Here is a 17954-nt window from a genome sequence, read left to right on the forward strand (position 1 = left end):
GGACGACGGTGGACGAGCGGAGCAAGTACTTCCGCCGGCTCAAACGACTTCGTAACTCGGCGCGCCGCTGGAGCGTGCTCGGTGGCGGCCTCGCCGCGGCCACCGCCGTCCTCACCCCGTACTCCGGCATCGGCGTCGCCGACGCCATCTGGGCCGGCGCCGCCGGCGGCTCGGTCGCCCTGGCCTGGTGGCGGTGGAGCGATCTGCGCGAGCTGGCCGCCACGCCGGCGCCACCGCCGCCCGACCCGGCCCTGTCCGGCCAGCGGCTCACCGCCGCGATCGAGCGGTTCCCGGCCGGCCGCACGGTCCTGCACGAGGTCCGCCGGCAGAAAAACCGCTACGCGCTGCGCGGCTCGGCGATCACCCAGGCCTGGGACAGGCTCGACCGGGCATCGTCCACACTCTCGGGTCTGTCCGGCCGGCTCACCGGCCCCGGCGAGAGCGCGGTGCTCGAGGCCGCGGTCTCCGAGCAGTGGCTGCGCGACCTCGGCCAGCGGGTGGCCAGCGTGGAGCGTGCCCTGCCGCTGAGCCCGGCCGACAAACGGGCGAGCCTCGAGGAGTCCCACGCGTCGCTGGCCCAGCAGTTCACCGGGGGCGTCGACGCGTACGAGCGGATGGTCGCGGCCGCCGCGGCCTACGTCGCCGAGGACGGCCACCCGGTCACCGAGGGATCCCACCCGGCCTTCACGTCGCTGATCGACGCCACCGACCGGCTCCGCGGCCTGGCCGAGGGCCTGTCCGAGCTCAAGCGCCCGACTTCATTTGGCAGCGCGGGCACCAGTACGTGATCCGCTCGCCCTTCTCGTCCTTCTGAATGGCGGCGCCGCACCGCCGGCACGGCTGCGCCCGGCGCCCGTAGACGAAACTGGTCTCACCGCGCCGCAGCGAACCGGTGGTGGTCTGCGTCCAGCGCCCCCGGTTCGAGGCGACCAGCTTCTGCGCCAGCGCGACGGTCCCGTACAGGTCCTCCACCTCGGCCACCGGCGTCCACGGCCACAGTCCACGCAGGAAGAGCGTCTCGGCCTTGTAGAGGTTCCCGACACCGGCCAGGTTCCGCTGATCGAGCAGCGCCTCGGCGATGGTCGTGTCCGGGTGGGCGGCGATACGCCGTACGGCCTCGGCTTCGTCCCAATCCGCGCCCAGCAGGTCGGGCCCGAGATGGCCGAGCAGCCGCTCCTCGTCGGCGGTGGGCAGCAGGGCGACCTCGTGCAGGTGATATCCGACGGCGACCGCGCGGGCGGTCTTCAGAACCACGCGGATCAGGTGCGCTGGGCGGCCGGTCCAGCGTTCCCCCGGCTTGTACGCACGCCAGGCGCCATCCATGCGCAGATGAGAGTGCAGGGTGAGCGGCTTGTCGCCCTCCCGGGTGAGCCGCAGCAGCAGATGCTTGCCGCGGCTGGCCGACTCGGCCACCGTCCAGCCGCTCAGATCGGTGGTGGCGAGCTGAGGCACGCGAAAGTCCGAGCCGGTCAGCACTTCACCGGCGATGGCGCGCTCGATCACCCGCGCGGTGTTCCAGACGGTGTCGCCTTCGGGCATGCCTCAATCCTGCCCCGCCCACGCCCGTTCACACCCCACCCCCACCAACGCGATCATCGCGGCCTGGCCCCGCCATCGCGATCATCGCGGTATGCCCCCGCCAGCGTGATCATCGCGGCCTGACCCCGCCAGCGTGATCATCGCGGTCCGGTTCCCAACATCGTGATCATCGCGGTCTCGTCCAGTGGGTCGATCCCGCTCGTGTCCACCCCGGCCAGCGCGGCCGATCCGGCCGGGTCGGCCGCCCCGGGGAAGATCCCACGCCGGGCCGCGCGGCGCTCCACGCTCACCGCCAGCAGCACGCCCTCCTCCCGCCGCCCGGCCGCGAGCAGTGCCTGCGCCCCGGTGAAGAGGCAGGCCAGCACATTGCCGACGTCATCCTCGGCCACGAAGAGCGCCACGGCCCGCCTCAGCGCGGCCAGCGCCCACTCCGGATCGCCCGCGCTCCCCTCCGCGGCGGCTGCGCTGTCTGGCGCGGGGGCCGGGCTTTCCTCCGCGGCGGCTGCGCTGTCTGGCGCGGGGGCCGGGCTTTCCTCCGCGGCGGCTGCGCTGTCTGGCGCGGCGGCCGCGCTTCCCGCCGCGGCGGCTGCGCTGTCTGCCGCCTTCGGCAGCAGCAGGGCACGGCCCAGGAGCATTTCGCTCATTGCCGTGGTCCAGCGCTGGCCGACGGCGGTGGCCCGGCGGATCGCCTCGGTCAGCGTGCGGCGGCCCCGGACGGCCTCGCCGCCGGCCGCCTGGGCCCAGCCGAGCGTCATCGTGCCCGCCGCGACCAGCCGTTCCTCGCCGAGGCGCCGGCCACGGTCATCGCCCGGAGGCCCTGCTCGGCGGCCTCGTCGTTGCGGCCGAGCGCCGTGAGCAGCAACGATTCGTAGTAGTGCAGCTGACGCGAGTGCGCCGCGGTGGGCGAGCGCGGCCGCGAGGTGCTGCCGAAGGGCAAGATGGCGCTGATCTTCCTGGGTGCCCTGCTGGAGGAGGCCACGCCCGAGGAGGAGAAGCGCTTCATGGCCGAGCTTCCCCTGCCGGCCCGGCTGATGTGGCGGCTGGGCGGCCGTCGCGCGTACGCCAAAGCCCGCGACCGCGTCCGTCAGGCTTGACGCGCGGCCACCCGGACCACGTCGCCCGGCCGGACCGAGAGCACGACCACCGCGCGGCCGTTGTTCACCGCGATCGCCACCCGCCCGGCCGAGTCTTCGAAGACCAGCAGGTCGCCCTGGCCGACGTCGGCGAAGGTCGTGCCCCGGCGGGCGTTCACCGTGCCGTTGACGATCAGGTCACCGCTGAGGCCGCGCAACGCCTCGCCCTCGGCGGCGAGCTGCACGTTGCCGAAGCGGTCGACCGTCATCACCTCGGCCTCGAGCCAGCCGTCGCCGACGGACACGACCGGGGCCGGCAGCCGGATCAGGCTGCCCGGGTCGACGGCCGCGCCCGCGTCGGCGATCGGTGCGCCGGCGGCGATGCGGGCCGCGGCCGGCGAGAACACGTCACGGCCGTGGAAGGTGCGCGAGACGTCGCCGAGGAACCAGTCCTTGTTCGTCAGCTCGTACGCCGACTCGACGCCCCCGAGCGCCTCGGCCGCCCAGATCAGCAGGCCGTTGTCGGGGCCGACCAGGGCGCCGTGCGGCGTGCCGATGGCGACGCCGCGCCGGGCCGTGCCGACGCCCGGGTCGACCACGGCGAGGTGCACGCTGGGCGGCAGGTGCGGTGCGGTCTGCGCGAGCACGGCGGCCCCGCGGGCCACGTCGGCCGGCGGCACGTGGTGAGTCACGTCGATGACGCGCACGTCGGGGGCGATGCGCGCGATCGATCCGTGGCACGCCGCGACGAAGCCGTCGAACGTCCCGTAGTCGGTGGTGAAGCTGATCCATCCATACCCGGCCATGGTGGGAAACGTTACTGCCCCGGCCCGGATCGTTGGTGGATCTGGCAGGGTTGGATTCATGCGTCTCGTGATCTTCACCGAGCCCCAGCAGGGGGCAAGCTACGACGATCTTCGGAAGGTCGCGCAAACCGCCGAGGCGAGCGGCTTCGACGGCTTCTTCCGCTCCGATCACTTCCTCACCATGGGCGGCGACGGTCTGCCCGGCCCGACCGACGCCTGGCTGACGCTGGCCGCGCTGGCGGTGCAGACGTCGACCATCCGGCTCGGCACGCTGGTCACCTCGGCGACGTTCCGGCTGCCCGGCCCGCTGGCCATCGCGGTGGCGCAGGCCGACGCGATGAGCGGCGGCCGCATCGAGTTCGGGCTGGGCGGCGGCTGGTTCGAGGCCGAGCACAAGGCGTACGGGATCCCGTTCCCGCCCGTGGGTGAGCGTTTCGACCGGCTCGAGGAGCAGCTTGAGATCATCACCGGCCTGTGGGGGACGCCGGCCGGCCAGACGTTCGACTTCGACGGCAAGCACTACCAGGTCTCGGACTCGCCGGGCCTGCCCAAGCCGGTGCAGTCGCCGCGCCCGCCGGTCATCATCGGCGGCCACGGCAAGAAGCGCACGCCCGCGCTCGCGGCCCGCTTCGCCGACGAGTTCAACGTCCCCTTCTCCAAGATCGAGGACATTCCGCCTGTGTACGAGCGGGTGCGCGCGGCGAGCGCAGAGATCGGCCGCCCCCAGCCGCCGGTCTTCTCGGCCGCGGCCGTGCTCTGCGTGGGCCGCGACGACGCCGAGGTGAGCCGTCGCGCCGCCGCGATCGGCCGCGAGGTGTCGGAGATGCGCGAGAACGGCGGCATCGTCGGCACGCCGGACGAGGTCGTCGAGACCATCAAGCGGTACGAGGCCGCGGGCGCGTCCCGCCTCTTCCTGCAGGCGCTCGACATGAGCGACCTCGACCACGTCGAGCTGGTCGCTTCCGCCGTGGCGCCGCAGCTCTGACCGCTTCGGCCGGCCCGTCCTGGGCCGGCCTTCGGTCGATCAACCGGTGACGGACGTCCGGCGGCGGCCGAGGCGCAGGAAGACCGCACCGAATGCGATCAGCAGGCCGCCCGTCAGAGCGATCGCGGCGGCGGGCGCCCCAGTGATCGGGAGTCCACCGCCGTCGCCGCCGCCGGTCCCGCCCGTGCCGCCGGCGGTTCCGGGCTCGGGTTCGGGCTCGTTGTAGCCTCCGCCGCCGGTCGCGGGTGGCTTGGCCTTCGTCGTTGTCGCCGGCGTCGCGAAGTAGGCCTTGGCCTCCTGGTCGGCCGTGCGCGCGACCGGGGGAGCGACCACCCGGTAGTCGCGGGTGCCGGGCGATTTCACGCTGACCGTGAACGTGCCGTCGGCCCGGGCCCGCGTCGTGGCCACCGTCTGCCACGCCGACTTGGCGTTCGCGCGCGCCTGCAGGCGCAGCAGCCGCCCGGCGTCGTCGTGCTCCTCGGCCCAGCACACGCCCGGGTCGCACGCCCGGGTCAGATGGACCGCCTTGCCGGTCACGGTCAGCTTGGCGCCGATGGTGACCTTCTTCGGGATCGTGGCGGTGACGCGAGTGCCGTCCACCGGCGCCGACTCACCGTTGAACGACCACTCGTTCGGCGTGGTGCGCACGCCCACGCGGATCGGCTTCTCCCGGTCGGGCACCACGAACGACGTCACGGCGACCGGCGCCGGCGTCAGCGCCTCGAAGTCGTTGAGGCTCGAGTACGAGACGAACGGCGTGAACCGCACCGGCGTCTCGGCCGGCACATCGAGCGGATCGCCGGGCGTCGTGTCCGCCTCGGCACCCGGCCGCCAGCTGAACGCGACCGTGCCGTCCTCGCGGGGCACGACCGTCTCGATGACCGGCTGCGGCGGCGCGTTCGTGTCGAAGACCGGCGACAGGCCCTGTGCGCTGATGACCTGATCGTCCTCGTCGACCACCGACACCGCGACCTGAAGGTCGAAGTTGTAGATCGCGCCGAAGCCCGGCAGCGCACTCCGGTTGGGCTGTCCCGCCTCGACGGTCAGCGCGGCCACCCCGGAGGGTGACCCGTCCGGGTTCACGAGCTCGACCCGGTTCCGGACGTCTCCCGTCTCGTCCCAGGTGACCACCACGGCGTCGTGGGCGGCCGACGCCCACGCCACGGTGACATTGGTGGGAGCGGCCTGCGTCGGCGCGAGCAACGCGGACGGCCCGGCCAGGGCGAACGCGACAACCAAGTTCCCCAACATGGCCGAAGGTTAGTGGCTCAGGTCACAATTCGCTGTCCCGTTCCACGAAAGGCCGGCCCTTATTTTTCAGGAGCCGGCCTCCAATGGACTATCCCGTGATGGACGTCCGGCGACGGCCGGCGCGCAGCAGGGCCGCACCGAGGGCGACGAGCAGGCCGCCCATGAGGGTGATGCCGGCGATCGGAGCGCCGGTGATCGGCAAGCCGCCGCCGGTGCCGCCCGTGTCGCCGCCGGTCCCGGTCCCGGTCCCTGTTCCGGGCTGGGGCTCGGGCTCGGTGTCCCCTCCGCCGCCCGCCGCGGGTGGGGTCGCCTTGGTCGTCGTCGCCGGGGTGGCGAAGTAGGCCTTGGCGTCCCGGTTCGCCGCGCGCTCGACCGGAGGCGCGACCACCCGGTAGTCACGGGTGCCGGGCGATTTCACGCTGACCGTGAACTTGCCGTCGGCCCGGGCCCGCGTCGAGGCCACCGTCTGCCAGGCGGCGCTCGCACTGGTGCGCGCCTGGAGACGCAGCAGCCGCCCGGCGTCGTCGTTCTCGATCGACCAGCACGGGCCGGGGTCGCAGGCCCGCGTCAGGTAGACCACCTTGCCGGTCACCGTCAGCTTGCCGCCGGTGGTGACCTTCTTCGGGATCGTGGCCGTGACCTTGGTGCCGTTCACCGGGGCCGAGACGCCGTTGAACGTCCACTCGTTCGGCGCCGTGCGCACACCGACGTTGTACGGCTTGTCCCGCTCGGGCACCACGAACGACGTCACGGCGACCGGCGCCGGCACCAACTGCTCGTAGTCGTTGAAGTTCGAGTACGACGCGAGCGGAACGAACCGCGCCGGGCTCTCGGCCGGCACGTCGAGCGGATCACCCGGCGTCGTGTCCGTTCTGGTCCCCGACCGCCAGCTGAACGCGACCGTGCCGTCCTCGCGCGGCACAACGGTCTCGATGACCGGCTGCGGCGGCCCGTTCGTGTCGAAGACCGGGGACAGCCCCGGATCGCTGACGACCTCGTCGTCCGCGTCGACCACCGACACCGCGACCTGAAAATCACTGTTGTAGACGCCGCCGAAGCCCGGCAGCGCACTCTGATTGGGCTGACCAGCCTCGACGGTCAGCCACGCCACCCCTGAGGGTGACCCGTCCGGATTGACAAGCTCGACCCTGTTCCGGACGTCCCCCGTCTCGTCCCAGGTGACCACGACGGCGTCATGAGCGCTCGACGCCCACGCCACGGTCACATTCGTCGGAGCGGGTTCCGTCGGCGCTTTCAGCGCCGTGGGCAGGCCGGCGAGCGGCCCGGCCAGTGCCAGTGCGGCAACGAAGTTCCCCAACATGGCCGCAGACCCTAGTGGCCCAGTTCACAGCTCGCTGCCCTGTTCCGCAGAGAGCACAAACGCCCGTCTCCGACCCCGCCCGGCCAGGGCGAGCAGCGCGCCGAGGACCACGAGGAGACCGCCCGCGGCGGCGAAGTAGGCCAGGGCGTCGTGGCTCTCCGACCCCACGACCGGCGGGGCGACGACGCGATAATCGCCGGCACCGGGGAACTTCACGGCGAACACGAACGTGCCGTTCGCGAGGGCCCGGGTGGTCGCCACGGTCTGCCACGCCGCGCTCCGGCCGGCGCGCGACTGGAGACGGAGCAGCCGTCCGGCGTCATCCTCGGGCACCCACCAGCACGGGCCGGCATCGCACACCCGCACCAGGCTGACCGACTTGCCGGTCACGGTCAGCTTGCCGCCGGGCGGCACCCATTCGTTCGGCTGGGTCTTCACGCCCACGTAGTACGGCTTCATCCGGTCGGCGGTCACCTCGGCCGACCTGTCGGTGGTCGGCTCGTCGGCCAGATCGTCCCAGCCGTTGAAGATCAGGTACGTCGCCACCGGCATGAGCAACTGCGGCTCCTCGACGGGAACGTCGAGCGGATCGCCGGGTGTGCTGTCCACCACCGCACCGGGCCTCCAGGTGAACCGCGCGGTGCCGTCCTCGCGCGGGGTCACCGTCTCGATCACCGGCACCGGCGGCCGGTTCGTGTCGAAGATCGGCGACAGCCCGGCCTCGCTGATCACAGCGTCGTCCTCGTCGAGGACGGTGACGGCGACCCGCAGGCCGGCGGCGATCGGCAGCCCGCCGAAGCCGGGCAGTCCGCTCCGGTTGGGCCGGCCCGCCTCGACGACGATCGGGGCCACCGGGACGGCCGTGCCGTCCGCCTCGACCACCTCGACCCGGTTGCGGACGTCCCCGGTCTCGCCCCAGGTGACCACTACCGCTTCACGCGCGGCCGATGCCCACGCCACAGTGATTCGCCGGAGCTGGTTCCGTCGGCGCGAGCTGCCCCGACGGCACGCCGGCCACCGGCCCGGCCAGCGCGAGCACGGCAACAAGGTTCCCCAACATGGCGGCCGACGATAGACCCGCGACACAGTGTTCGGCGGTCCCCTCGCGCGCACCGCACAAACACCCACCGTCGTCTTAGGACGGCCCTTCTCCGGACGCACGACGGCCCCCGCCACGGATGGCGGGGGCCGTTCGGTGAGGAGTCGTCTACTCGGCGGTGAAGGTCGTGCGGCGCCGGAGGCGCCCGGAGACGAAGAATGCCGCGCCGAGGGCGAGGAGCAGGCCACCAGCGACCGAGATCCAGACGATCGGGGCGCCGGTGATCGGCAGGCCGCCGCCGCCACCGCCGGTGCCGCCGGTGCCGGGCTGTTCGGTGGGCTCCTCGGTGGGCTGCTCTCCGCCGGGCTGGCCGCCGGTGCCGGAACCCGGGCCGGTCACTGTGGTCGCCGCGGTGGCGAACGGAGCCTGCGCGAGTTTGTCGCTGTTGCCGACGATCACGGGCGCGACCACGCGGTAGTCGCGGGTGCCGGGGAAGGCCACGCTGAAGGTGAACTTGCCGTCCTTGCCGGCCTTGGCCGTCGTCACGAGCTGCCAGGCCGCACCGGCGCCGGCGCGCGATTCCAGGCGCAGCGACCGGCCCTCGTCACCCCGCTTGTCGACCCAGCAGCGCAATCCGCTGTCGCAGAAAAGCTGAATCGCGGTGGCCGTGCCGGTGACGGTCAGCTTGCCGCCCGCCGCGACGGTCTTGGGCACGGTTGCGGTGACCTGCGAGTCAGCCGCTTTGGCGTACGACGAGTTCGGCGGCCAGTAGGCCTGCGTATTGGGGAACGACCATTCGTTGATGGCGTGCACCCCGACGCTGTAGATCGACGTGATCGGCCCGGCATAGACATAGGAGGTCGCCGTGCTCGCCTCGGCCACGCTCCGCGGGTCGCCGCCGTCCAGCACGAGCGGGTCGAATCGTGGCGGGGTCTCGGCGGGCACATCGAGCGGATCGCCCGGAGTGGTGTCGGCCGTGGTCTTGCCCGGCGCCCACTTGAGCTCGATCTTGCCGTCGGCGCCCGGAGTCACACTCGTGATGACCGGCGTCGGCGGCCCGTCCGTGTCGAACACCGGCGAGTAGGCGGTCTCGCTGATGACCGCGCCGGCCGCGTCGACCGTCGACACCGCGAAGGCATAGGCCTTGCCCTCTTCCAGGCCGTTGAAGGGGTCCCGCACCTTGACCACGAGCCGGTTGGGCTGACCGGCCTCGACGATTTTCTTGGTGCCGAAATTGTTCGGGGCGCCCGACGGGGTCACGGCGACCTGGTTACGGACGTCCCCGGTCTCTTCCCAGGTGACGGCGAACTCGGTGTGTGCGGGCGAGGTCCACGCCAGCGTGACGTTCGACGGAGTGGGCTCGGCCGGCGCCTTCAGCGCCACCGGCGCGCCGACGACTGGCGTGGCCAGCGCGACTGCCGCGATCAGGTTTCCTAGCACGGCCGCAGACGATAACGATCGACGACGAGCGCCGCTGCCCCGCCGCACAAATCGCCCGAAGTGCGGCGGCCCCGCACAACGTGCGGGGCCGCGGTGAATGGGTGGTTACAACGCGCCGGGCCTGACCCTGGTGGCGGCGGTGGTGAACGGCGCCTGGGCGAGCTTGTCGCCGTTGCCGATGACCACCGGCGCCACGACGCGGTATTCGCCGATGCCGGGGAAGGTCGTGCTGACGGTGTACTTGCCGTCAGCGCCGGCCTTGGTGGTCGCTACAGTCCGCCACGCCGCCCCCGCGCCGGTGCGGTACTCGAGACGCAGCGACCGTCCCGCGTCGTCGTACTCGTAGGTCTGGCATCGCAGGCCGCTGTCGCAGAAGGAGCGGATCATGATCGCCTTGCCGGTGATCGTCAGCTTCTTGCCCGCGGGAGAGGTCCTCGGGATGGTGGCGGTGACGCGGGTGCCGGCCACGTCGCCGTAGCTCGCCGTCGCGCGCCAGCCGAGGTAGCCGTTGACGGTCCACTCGTTCACGGTGTGCACGCCGACCGCGGTGATCGCACTGGCCGGGCCGCCGAACACGAAGGACGTCGCGGTGGACGGCTCGGACAGCTCACGCGGGTCGGTGAAGAGCTCGACCGGCACGAACAGCGGCGGCTGGACGGCGGGCACGTCGAGCGGGTCGCCCGGGTTGACGTCCGCCCTGACCTGGCCGGGAGTCCAGTTGACCTTGATGGTGCCGTCGGTCAGCGGCTCCACGCTCGTGAGCACCGGGGCCGGCGGCATGTCGGTGTCGAAGGCCGGCGACAGCCCGGGCTCGCTGATCGCCTCGCTGGTCGGGCCGGTCACCGTCACGGCGATCCGCACGTCGCCGCTTTCACCGGCGGCCACCGAGAACTTGTCCACTTCGAGCCGGTTGGGTTGACCGGCCTCGGCGAACTGCGGGTAGTTCGCCGGTGAGCCGTCGGCGTTCACCGCCTCGATCCGGTTGCGGACGTCACCCGTCTCGTCCCAGGTGATGACCACCTTGTCGTGGGTGGGCGAAGCCCACGCCACCGTCACGTTCGTCGGAGCAGGCTCCGCTTCGAGTGTCACTGGCGTGCCAGCGACCGGCGCGGTCAATGCCAGCGCCGCTATCAGGTTTCCTAACATGCCCATTGACGCTAAGCGGGGGCTTCTGTCCCCGCTGTCCCACCTCGTAAAGCGCGCATACGAAGCTATCCGCGCAAACGCAACCCCCGGGGCGTGGCACGGAAACCGGCCGCCGTCAATGCGTCCCGCAGCGGTGACGCGTGGACCGACTCGCCGTCGGCGCGCTCGACGGACATGACGCCCAGGGCGCCCGAGCGGACCGAGGCGGCCAGCGACTGACCGGCCGCGACGAGCAGCTCCGGATCGTCCACGAAGGACAGCAGGGTGCGGCCGCCGCGTTCGACATACAGCACCAGCTCGCCGCCGACCAGGACGGTCAGGGCGCCCGCCTTGCGCCCGGGGCGGTGACCGGCCTTGGCGCCCGGCTCGCCGTCGCCGCTGTCGACCACCCGCTCGGGCCAGGGCAGGGCGGCGCCGTACGGGTTGGCCGGGTCGGTCGCGGCCAGCACCAGGGCGGCCGGCCCGGTGCGCTTGGCCAGCTCGGCCGGCTCGGCCAGGGCGCGCAACCGGTCGACCGCGCCGGGAACGGCGAACTGGGCCGCGCCCAGGCCCTCGACGAAGTAACCCCGGCGGGCCGCGCCGCGCTCCTCGAGGGCGCCCAGCACCGGGTAGACCGCGGCGAAGCCGCCCGTCACGCCCTCGGCCATGACCGCGCCGCGGGTGACCACGCCGTGCCGCTCGAGCAGCAGGTCGGCCAGGGCGGCCGCGCGCCGGGTCGGGTCGAGGTCGCGCTCGGGCAGCCGGGACCAGCGGCCGGCCATGTTCGGCGGGCCGCCCCGCGCGGGCATCGACGGGCGGCCGGGACGCCGGTAGCGGGTGCGGGCCGGCGCCGCCTTGGCCTTGTGGGCGCCGCTGCCGCCGAGCAGCGCGCGCAGCGGGGCGAGGGTGTCGTTGGTGAGCTGCCCGGCCCACACGAGATCCCAGACGGCCGAGGCCAGGGCCTGGTCGTCGGTGGAGCGTACGCGGTCGGAAAGAGACCGGAAGAACAACGCCTGGCCGTCACCCAGCGCCTCCAGCACCTCCTGGTGCAGCGGAGTCAGCGCGAGCTCCTCGTCGGCCGGGGGCAGCAGCAGCGGGGCGCTGTCGGCGTAGACCAGCGAGACCCATCCGTCGTTGCCGCCGATGGAGCCGGACCCGGCCCACAGCACCTCACCGCTCGCGCACAGCTCGTCGAGCTGCGGCGGGGCGTAGTCGGCGACCCGCGCGGGCAGCACCAGCCGCTCCCAGGCCGAAGCCGGCACCGCGACGCCCTGCAACTGCTCGATCGACGCGGCCAACGCGTCGATGCCGCGCGCGTTGCCGCCGATCTGGTGCCAGCGCGGCAGGAAGGCGGCCAGCACCCGCGGCGGCACCGGCTCGATCTCGCGGCGCAGCGCGGCCAGCGACCGCCGGCGCAGCATGCGCAGCACCTCGGCGTCGCACCACTCGGTGCCGGCGCCGCCGGGGGAGAACTCGCCCGAGGAGACCCGGCCGGTGGCGCTCAGCCTTTTCAGCGCCTGCTCGACCACGAAGACGCCCAGCCCGAACCGGGCCGCGCACGTCGCCGCGGCGAACGGGCCGTGGGTGCGGGCATAGCGCGCGACCAGGTCGCCGAGCGGGTCGGCGACCGACGCCAGATAGGCCTCGGGCAGCCCGACCGGCAGCGCCACGCCGAGCGCGTCGCGGTAGCGGCCGGCGTCGTCGATGCCGATCCAGCGCTCCTCGCCCGCGATCCGGACGCGGATGGCCCGGCGGGCCGACTCCAATGTGGTCAGCCAGGACTCCTCGACGCCGCGCATCGCCAGCTCGGCCGGCGCGAGGTCGCCCAGCAGCCGGAGCAGCTCGGCCGCGTCCTCGGCGTCGCGCGGCTGCCGCTGGCTGGTCAGCCACTGCAGCTGCGCCTCGGTCTCGCCGACCACCTCGGGGTCGAGCAGCTCGCGCAGGTCGACCCGGCCCAGCAGCTCGCCGAGCAGGGTCGAGTCGAGCGCCAGCGCGGCGGCTCGCCGCTCGGCCAGGGGGGCGTCACCCTCGTACAGGAAAGCACCCACATAGCCGAAGAGCAGCGACCGCGCGAAGGGTGACGGACGCGGGGTCTCGACCTCGACGAGCCGGACCTTGCGCCCGGCGACCTCGCGCATCAGGCCGACCAGGCCGGGCACGTCGAAGACGTCCTGAAGGCACTCGCGGGCGGCCTCGAGCGTCACCGGGAAGTCGGCGAACTCGCGGGCCACGTCGAGCAGCTGGGCCGAGCGCTGCCGCTGCTGCCACAACGGCTGCCGGCGCCGCGGGTCGCGCCGCGGCAGCAACAGCGACCGGGCCGCGCACTCGCGGAAACGGGAGGCGAACAGCGCCGACGTGCCGACCGACTCCTCGACCAGCTGGGCGATCTCCTCGGGGTCGAACGCGACCAGGTCGGCACCGGGCGGCTCCTCGGCGGTGTCGGGCAGCCGCACCACGATGCCGTCGTCGGAGGGCATGACGGCGCCGTCCACCCCGTACCGCTCGGCGAGCCGCCGCCCGATCGCCAGAGCCCACGGCGCGTTGACCTTGGCACCGAGCACACAGTGGACCGTCATCCGCCAGTCGCCGAGCTCGTCGCGGAAGCGCTCGACCACGATGGTGCGGTCGTCGGGCAGGTTGCGGGTGGCCTCGCGCTGCTCGCGCACGTACGCCAAGAGGTTGTTGGCCGCCCACTCGTCGAGCCCGGTCTCGCGCAGCGCGGCGGTCGCCTTGTCGTCGCCGGCCTTGGTCAGCGTGCGCAGCTGGGCGCCGATGGCCCGGCCCAGCTCGATCGGGCGGCCGGGGGAGTCGCCCTTCCAGAACGGCATCCGGGCCGGCGCGCCCGGCGCGGGGGAGACCAGCACCCGGTCGGGCGTGATGTCCTCGATCCGCCACGACGTGGAGCCGAGCAGGAAGACGTCGCCGACCCGCGACTCGTACACCATCTCCTCGTCGAGCTCGCCGACCCGCGAGGCCCGCTCGGAGCCGGCCAGGAAGACGCCGAACATGCCCCGGTCGGGGATGGTGCCGCCGCTGGTGACGGCGAGGCGCTGCGCGCCGGGGCGGCCGGTCAGCTCATCGGTGCCGCGGTCCCAGACCAGGCGCGGGCGCAGCTCGGCGAACGCGGTCGACGGATAGCGCCCGGAGAGCATGTCGAGCACCGCGTGCAGGGCCGAGTCGGGCAGCTCGGCGAAGGGCGCGGCCCGCCGGATCAGGGCGGCCAGCTCGTCGACCTGCCACGCGTCGAGCGCGACCATGGCCACGATCTGCTGGGCCAGCACGTCGAGCGGGTTGCGCGGGTAGCGCAGCTCCTCGATGGCGCCCGCGCTCATCCGGTCGGCCACGACCGCGCACGACACCAGGTCGCCCCGGTGCTTGGGGAAGACGACACCGCGCGAGACGGCGCCGACCTGATGGCCGGCACGGCCGATGCGCTGCAGGCCGGCGGCGACCGACGGCGGCGCCTCGATCTGCACCACCAGGTCGACCGCGCCCATGTCGATGCCGAGCTCGAGGCTCGAAGTGGCGACCACCGCGGGCAGCACGCCCGATTTCAGCGCCTCCTCGATCTGCTTACGCTCCTCGCGAGAGACGCTGCCGTGATGGGCCCGCGCGACGACCGGCGGGGCGCCGCCGGCCTGCCCCGCTTGGGCCATGACTTGCGCGGGCGGCTGCTTGGCCTCGGCGAGCTCCACGCCGGCGCGCTCGGCGGCCAGCTCGTTGATGCGGGCGCACAGCCGCTCGGCCCCGCGCCGCGAGTTGGTGAACACGATCGTCGACCGGTGGGCCCCGATGAGGTCGAGCACCCGCTCCTCGACGGCGGGCCAGATCGACGGCGTGTGCCGCCCCGAGTCGAGATCGTCGTCGGGCACCTCGTCGAGCCGTGTCATGTCCTCGACCGGCACCTCGACCGCGACCTCGATGGTCTTGGCGGCCGGCGGCTGGACGATCTCGACGTCATGGGCGCCGCCCAGGAACCGCGCGGTCTCGTCGATCGGCCGCACCGTGGCCGACAGCCCGATGCGCTGTGCCGGCCGCTCGAGCAGCCCGTCGAGCCGCTCGAGCGAGAGCGCCAGGTGGGCGCCGCGCTTGGTGGCGGCGACCGCGTGCACCTCGTCGATGATCACCGTCTCGACGCCCCGCAGCGACTCGCGGGCGGCCGAGGTGAGCAACAGGAACAGCGACTCGGGGGTGGTGATGAGGATGTCGGGCGGGGTCCGCTGGAAGAGCCGTCGCTCGTCGGCCGGGGTGTCGCCCGTGCGCATGCCGACGGTGATGTCGGGCGGCGGGACGCCGAGCCGGCCGGAGGCCTGCCGGATGCCGGTCAGCGGGGCGCGCAGGTTGCGCTCGACGTCGACCGCGAGCGCCTTGAGCGGGCTCACGTAAAGGACCCGGCAGCGCCGCCGCGGGTCGTCGGGCACCGGCTCGTGGGCCAGCCGGTCGAGCGACCAGAGGAAGGCGGCCAGCGTCTTGCCGGAACCGGTCGGCGCGACCACGAGGGCGTTGCGGCCGGCGCCGACGGCCCGCCACGCGCCGGCCTGGGCGGAGGTGGGCGCGGCGAAGGCCGCCGTGAACCACTCGCGGGTGGCCGGCCCGAACTGTTCCAGCACTTTCTGCACCAGACCATGCTCCCTCGGGGGTACGACAAAAACGCGCCGGACGATGGCGTAGGTCACCGGGCGAGGGATATATATGGACGCCAGTCGAAGAGGAGGCCCCGTGTCCCCACTCGCGCGCCTCGCCGCCGCGGCGGCCGTCCTGGCCACGACCGTGCTCGGCGCCACCCCCGCCACAGCCGCCCCGGCCAGCGGTTATGTGCGCCTGGCCCACCTCTCGCCGGACACGCCGGCGGTCGACGTCTACCTCAAATCGGACTCCGGAGCGGTAGCGCCGCAGACGTTCCGCGCGGTGGCGTACGGCGACATGTCGCAATATCTCCGCTTGCCCACCGGGACGTACCAGGTGGCGATGCGCAAGGCCGGCGCCCCCGCGACGGAGAAACCGGTGATCACCACCGAGGTCGGCGTTGATTCCGGCGGCGCCTACACGGTGGCCGGCGTGGGCCGCTTCGCCGACCTGGGCCTGCGCATCATCAAAGACGATCTCCAGCTCCCCGACGCCGGCAAATCCAAGGTCCGCATCATCCAGGCCTCGGTGAAGGCCCCGGTCCTCGACGTCGCGGGCAAGAACGGCACCAAAATCGCCGACGGCGTCGAGTTCGCCACGACAACGGCCTACAAAGAGGTCAAACCCGGCAGTTGGAGCGTACGGGTGGTGCCGACCGGCGGCGGCCGAACGAGCGAGCTGCCGTGCACCCTGGGCGCGGGAAGCGTCTATTCACTGATAGTCCTCGACGACCAGAGCGGCGGCCTGAAACCCCAGCTCCACGTCGACGCCGAGCGCCAGGGCACGGTCCCACTGGGCGGCGTGGCCACCGGCGAGGGCGGCACAGCGCCGAGGTCCCCATGGCCGGGCGCCCTGCTGGCCGCCGGCTTCGCCGCCTTGGCCATCGGCACACTGACGGCCGTCCTCCGCCGCCGGCTTCCTTAGGTGTACGAGGTGACCCCCGACCAGCAGTCCACAGGCCCCCCGACCGCCGCCCACCCACCCCAGCCCACCACCCACTCGACCACACCCACCGCCCACTCGACCACACCCACCGCCCACTCGGCCGCGCCCGCCGGCCGTGACCCTCAGCCCACCGCCCACTCGGCCGCGCCGGCCAGCGGCGACCCCCTACCCACCGCCCACTCGGCCGCGCCCGCGGGCCGCGACCCCCAGCCCACCGACCACCTGACCCGGGCGGCCGGCGGCGCGCCCGCTTCGTCCGATCCGTCGGAAGACGCGGTCTACCGGGGAGCCGCGAAGGTCGGCAAGCCGGAAGTCGTCCGCGCTTTCGCCACAGTGCCCGGGGCGCTCTCCGTTCCCCACCTGAAGCCTCGCCTGGAGCCCGCCTTCTCCAAGCAGCCCTCTCCCGTCCCCCGCCGAGCCTTCCCGAAGGGAGCCTCGGTGGACCCGCCGCCCACACCGGCCGGCCCCGCTCGATCCCAGGCGGCTGCCGCGCCGGTCGGGTCCGAGGCGGCTATGGGGCTGGTCGGGTCCGAGGCGGCTGCCGGGCTCGCCGGATCGCAGGCGGCTGCTGGGCTTGCCGGATCCAAGGCGGCTGCTGGGGCTGCACTTTCCGGGGGCGCCGCCATTTCCGCGCCGGTCGACCTTCCCGCCCAAGCGGCGGCTGGGCGGGATTCGGGGGCCGCGGGAACTGGCCTGCCCATTCCAGCGGCGGTCGAGCGAGCGCCGGAGGCTGCCGGAGCGGGCCTGTCTGTCCCGGCGGCGGCTGAGCGAGCGGCACAGGCCCCGGGTGCTGGTCTTCCCGCGCCGGCGGCGGCTGTTGTCGCTTTGCGGGGTGGGGTGGTTGCGCCTGTTTCGGTGCCGCCTCTGCGGGTGGCGGCCCCTCGGGTGCGGACGGCGACCGTGGGCGATTCTGCCGGGCCCGTCAGTGGACCGGCCGGCGTGAGCCGGCGTGGGGGCATTGCGGAGGGTGCCGGTGACGGGCTCGGCGGCGGGCAGGGTGGGTCGAGTGGATCGGATGCCGGGCTTGCGGTTGGTGTGGTTGCTCGTCGCGTACAAAATCTTCCGTCGATGAAAGCGCGACTCGCCCTGCCCGCGCTGGCCGCGACGGTGGCCGCGGTTCTGGCCGGCGGCGGATATCTCGCCGTGAGTGACCGGGCGCCGAAGGCGGACCAGGGCCGATCGCCGGTGCCGGCCGACGCGCCCGGATCAGCGAATTCCGCGGAGGCCGCCCCGAACGAACGCGGTCCGGCAGCGGAATCCGTTCGGCCGGCGGGGGATCCGTTCGGCGCCGTCACCACTCTCGCTGCCGGGCGACCCACCCGGCTGCGGGTTGCGGCGATCGGGATCGACACGCCGCTCGAGACGCTGGGCCTCGGGGCGGACGGCGCCCTGCAACCGCCCAAGACCTTCGCCACGGCCGGGTGGTACGCCGATGGCACCGCGCCCGGCGACACCGGGCCGGCCGTGATCGCCGGGCATGTCGACTCCAAGGCCGGGCCCGCCGTCTTCTACCGGCTGCGTGATCTGAAGGCCGGCGACCGGATCGACGTGGTGCGCGGCGGGCGGATCGTGCGCTTCACCGTCACCTCGTCGCGTTGGTACCCGAAATCCGATTTTCCGACCCGTGAGGTCTATGGACCGACGCCGGACCGGCAGTTGAGGCTCATCACGTGCGGCGGGGTCTTCGATCGATCGCTGCGGTCCTACCGGGACAACCTCGTGGTCTACGCGGTGGCCGGGTGATCGTGATTCCGCTGGTGGCTGGTGCCTGTCTATGGTGGAGATCGGTCGACGGCAGGGGGCG

The 17954-nt window shown here is 73.2% G+C and carries 16 protein-coding genes; 5 read left to right on the forward strand and 11 right to left on the reverse strand.

Annotated elements, in window-relative coordinates:
* Positions 1–8: 8 nt before the first annotated feature.
* Positions 9–788 (forward strand): phage shock envelope stress response protein PspM, encoded by a 780-nt coding sequence (gene pspM / locus CRP55_RS06200; protein WP_097318556.1) that lies wholly within the window; start codon positions 9–11, stop codon positions 786–788.
* Here pspM and CRP55_RS06205 read toward each other — a convergent pair.
* The 3 genes from CRP55_RS06205 to CRP55_RS06215 form a co-directional block, all read right to left on the reverse strand.
* A complete protein-coding gene (locus tag CRP55_RS06205) occupies positions 745–1539 on the reverse strand; it encodes a DNA-formamidopyrimidine glycosylase family protein (protein WP_097318557.1) in 795 nt (264 codons plus the stop codon). The two genes, pspM and CRP55_RS06205, sit on opposite strands and share 44 nt — an antisense overlap.
* 137 nt (positions 1540–1676) lie before the next feature.
* Positions 1677–2294 carry a hypothetical protein gene (locus tag CRP55_RS06210; protein WP_097318558.1) on the reverse strand — a complete coding sequence of 206 codons (618 nt, stop codon included), beginning with the start codon at positions 2292–2294 and terminating at the stop codon, positions 1677–1679.
* Entirely contained in the window at positions 2291–2476 is a 186-nt protein-coding gene (locus CRP55_RS06215; RefSeq protein WP_097318559.1) for a hypothetical protein, read from the reverse strand. Before CRP55_RS06215 ends, CRP55_RS06210 begins: the two co-directional genes overlap by 4 nt.
* 1 nt (position 2477) lies before the next feature.
* Here CRP55_RS06215 and CRP55_RS52790 point away from each other — a divergent pair, with 1 nt between their 5' ends.
* The gene (locus CRP55_RS52790) at positions 2478–2633 is read left to right on the forward strand and encodes a hypothetical protein (RefSeq protein ID WP_179855019.1); all 156 of its coding nucleotides are present in this window, start codon (positions 2478–2480) and stop codon (positions 2631–2633) included.
* Here CRP55_RS52790 and CRP55_RS06225 read toward each other — a convergent pair.
* Positions 2624–3418: an SAM hydrolase/SAM-dependent halogenase family protein gene (locus tag CRP55_RS06225; RefSeq protein ID WP_097318561.1), complete on the reverse strand. Its 795-nt coding sequence runs from the start codon at positions 3416–3418 to the stop codon at positions 2624–2626. The two genes, CRP55_RS52790 and CRP55_RS06225, sit on opposite strands and share 10 nt — an antisense overlap.
* A 58-nt stretch (positions 3419–3476) precedes the next feature.
* Between CRP55_RS06225 and CRP55_RS06230 the strand changes: the two genes are divergently transcribed.
* Positions 3477–4403, forward strand: a complete 927-nt coding sequence (locus CRP55_RS06230) for an LLM class F420-dependent oxidoreductase (RefSeq protein WP_097318562.1) — start codon at positions 3477–3479, stop codon at positions 4401–4403.
* Positions 4404–4442: 39 nt separating this feature from the next.
* On the opposite strand, the gene CRP55_RS06235 is transcribed toward CRP55_RS06230, so the two are convergent.
* From CRP55_RS06235 to CRP55_RS06260, 7 genes are all read right to left on the reverse strand, one after another.
* Positions 4443–5654 carry a hypothetical protein gene (locus tag CRP55_RS06235; protein WP_097318563.1) on the reverse strand — a complete coding sequence of 404 codons (1212 nt, stop codon included), beginning with the start codon at positions 5652–5654 and terminating at the stop codon, positions 4443–4445.
* An 88-nt stretch (positions 5655–5742) separates the two neighbouring features.
* Positions 5743–6975: a hypothetical protein gene (locus CRP55_RS06240; protein ID WP_097318564.1), complete on the reverse strand. Its 1233-nt coding sequence runs from the start codon at positions 6973–6975 to the stop codon at positions 5743–5745.
* Between the two features lie 24 nt (positions 6976–6999).
* Positions 7000–7902 (reverse strand): hypothetical protein, encoded by a 903-nt coding sequence (locus tag CRP55_RS06245; protein ID WP_097318565.1) that lies wholly within the window; start codon positions 7900–7902, stop codon positions 7000–7002.
* Between the two features lie 7 nt (positions 7903–7909).
* Entirely contained in the window at positions 7910–8035 is a 126-nt protein-coding gene (locus CRP55_RS55550) for a hypothetical protein (RefSeq protein WP_281260756.1), read from the reverse strand.
* A 147-nt stretch (positions 8036–8182) separates the two neighbouring features.
* Positions 8183–9454, reverse strand: coding sequence for a hypothetical protein (locus CRP55_RS06250; protein ID WP_097318566.1), 1272 nt, complete (start codon positions 9452–9454; stop codon positions 8183–8185).
* Positions 9455–9559: 105 nt separating this feature from the next.
* The gene (locus CRP55_RS06255; RefSeq protein ID WP_143234419.1) at positions 9560–10600 is read right to left on the reverse strand and encodes a hypothetical protein; all 1041 of its coding nucleotides are present in this window, start codon (positions 10598–10600) and stop codon (positions 9560–9562) included.
* A 65-nt stretch (positions 10601–10665) separates the two neighbouring features.
* Positions 10666–15189 (reverse strand): ATP-dependent helicase, encoded by a 4524-nt coding sequence (locus CRP55_RS06260; RefSeq protein ID WP_097318780.1) that lies wholly within the window; start codon positions 15187–15189, stop codon positions 10666–10668.
* A gap of 109 nt (positions 15190–15298) precedes the next feature.
* Here CRP55_RS06260 and CRP55_RS06265 point away from each other — a divergent pair, with 109 nt between their 5' ends.
* Together CRP55_RS06265 and CRP55_RS06270 are read left to right on the forward strand one after the other, a co-directional pair.
* Positions 15299–16129 carry a DUF4397 domain-containing protein gene (locus CRP55_RS06265; RefSeq protein WP_245922803.1) on the forward strand — a complete coding sequence of 277 codons (831 nt, stop codon included), beginning with the start codon at positions 15299–15301 and terminating at the stop codon, positions 16127–16129.
* A 1089-nt stretch (positions 16130–17218) separates the two neighbouring features.
* Positions 17219–17893: a class F sortase gene (locus tag CRP55_RS06270; RefSeq protein WP_097318569.1), complete on the forward strand. Its 675-nt coding sequence runs from the start codon at positions 17219–17221 to the stop codon at positions 17891–17893.
* The last annotated feature ends 61 nt before the right edge of the window (positions 17894–17954 follow it).

Origin of the sequence: Paractinoplanes atraurantiacus (genome assembly GCF_900215205.1) — a bacterium.
Classification (GTDB): Bacteria; Actinomycetota; Actinomycetes; order Mycobacteriales; family Micromonosporaceae; genus Actinoplanes; species Actinoplanes atraurantiacus.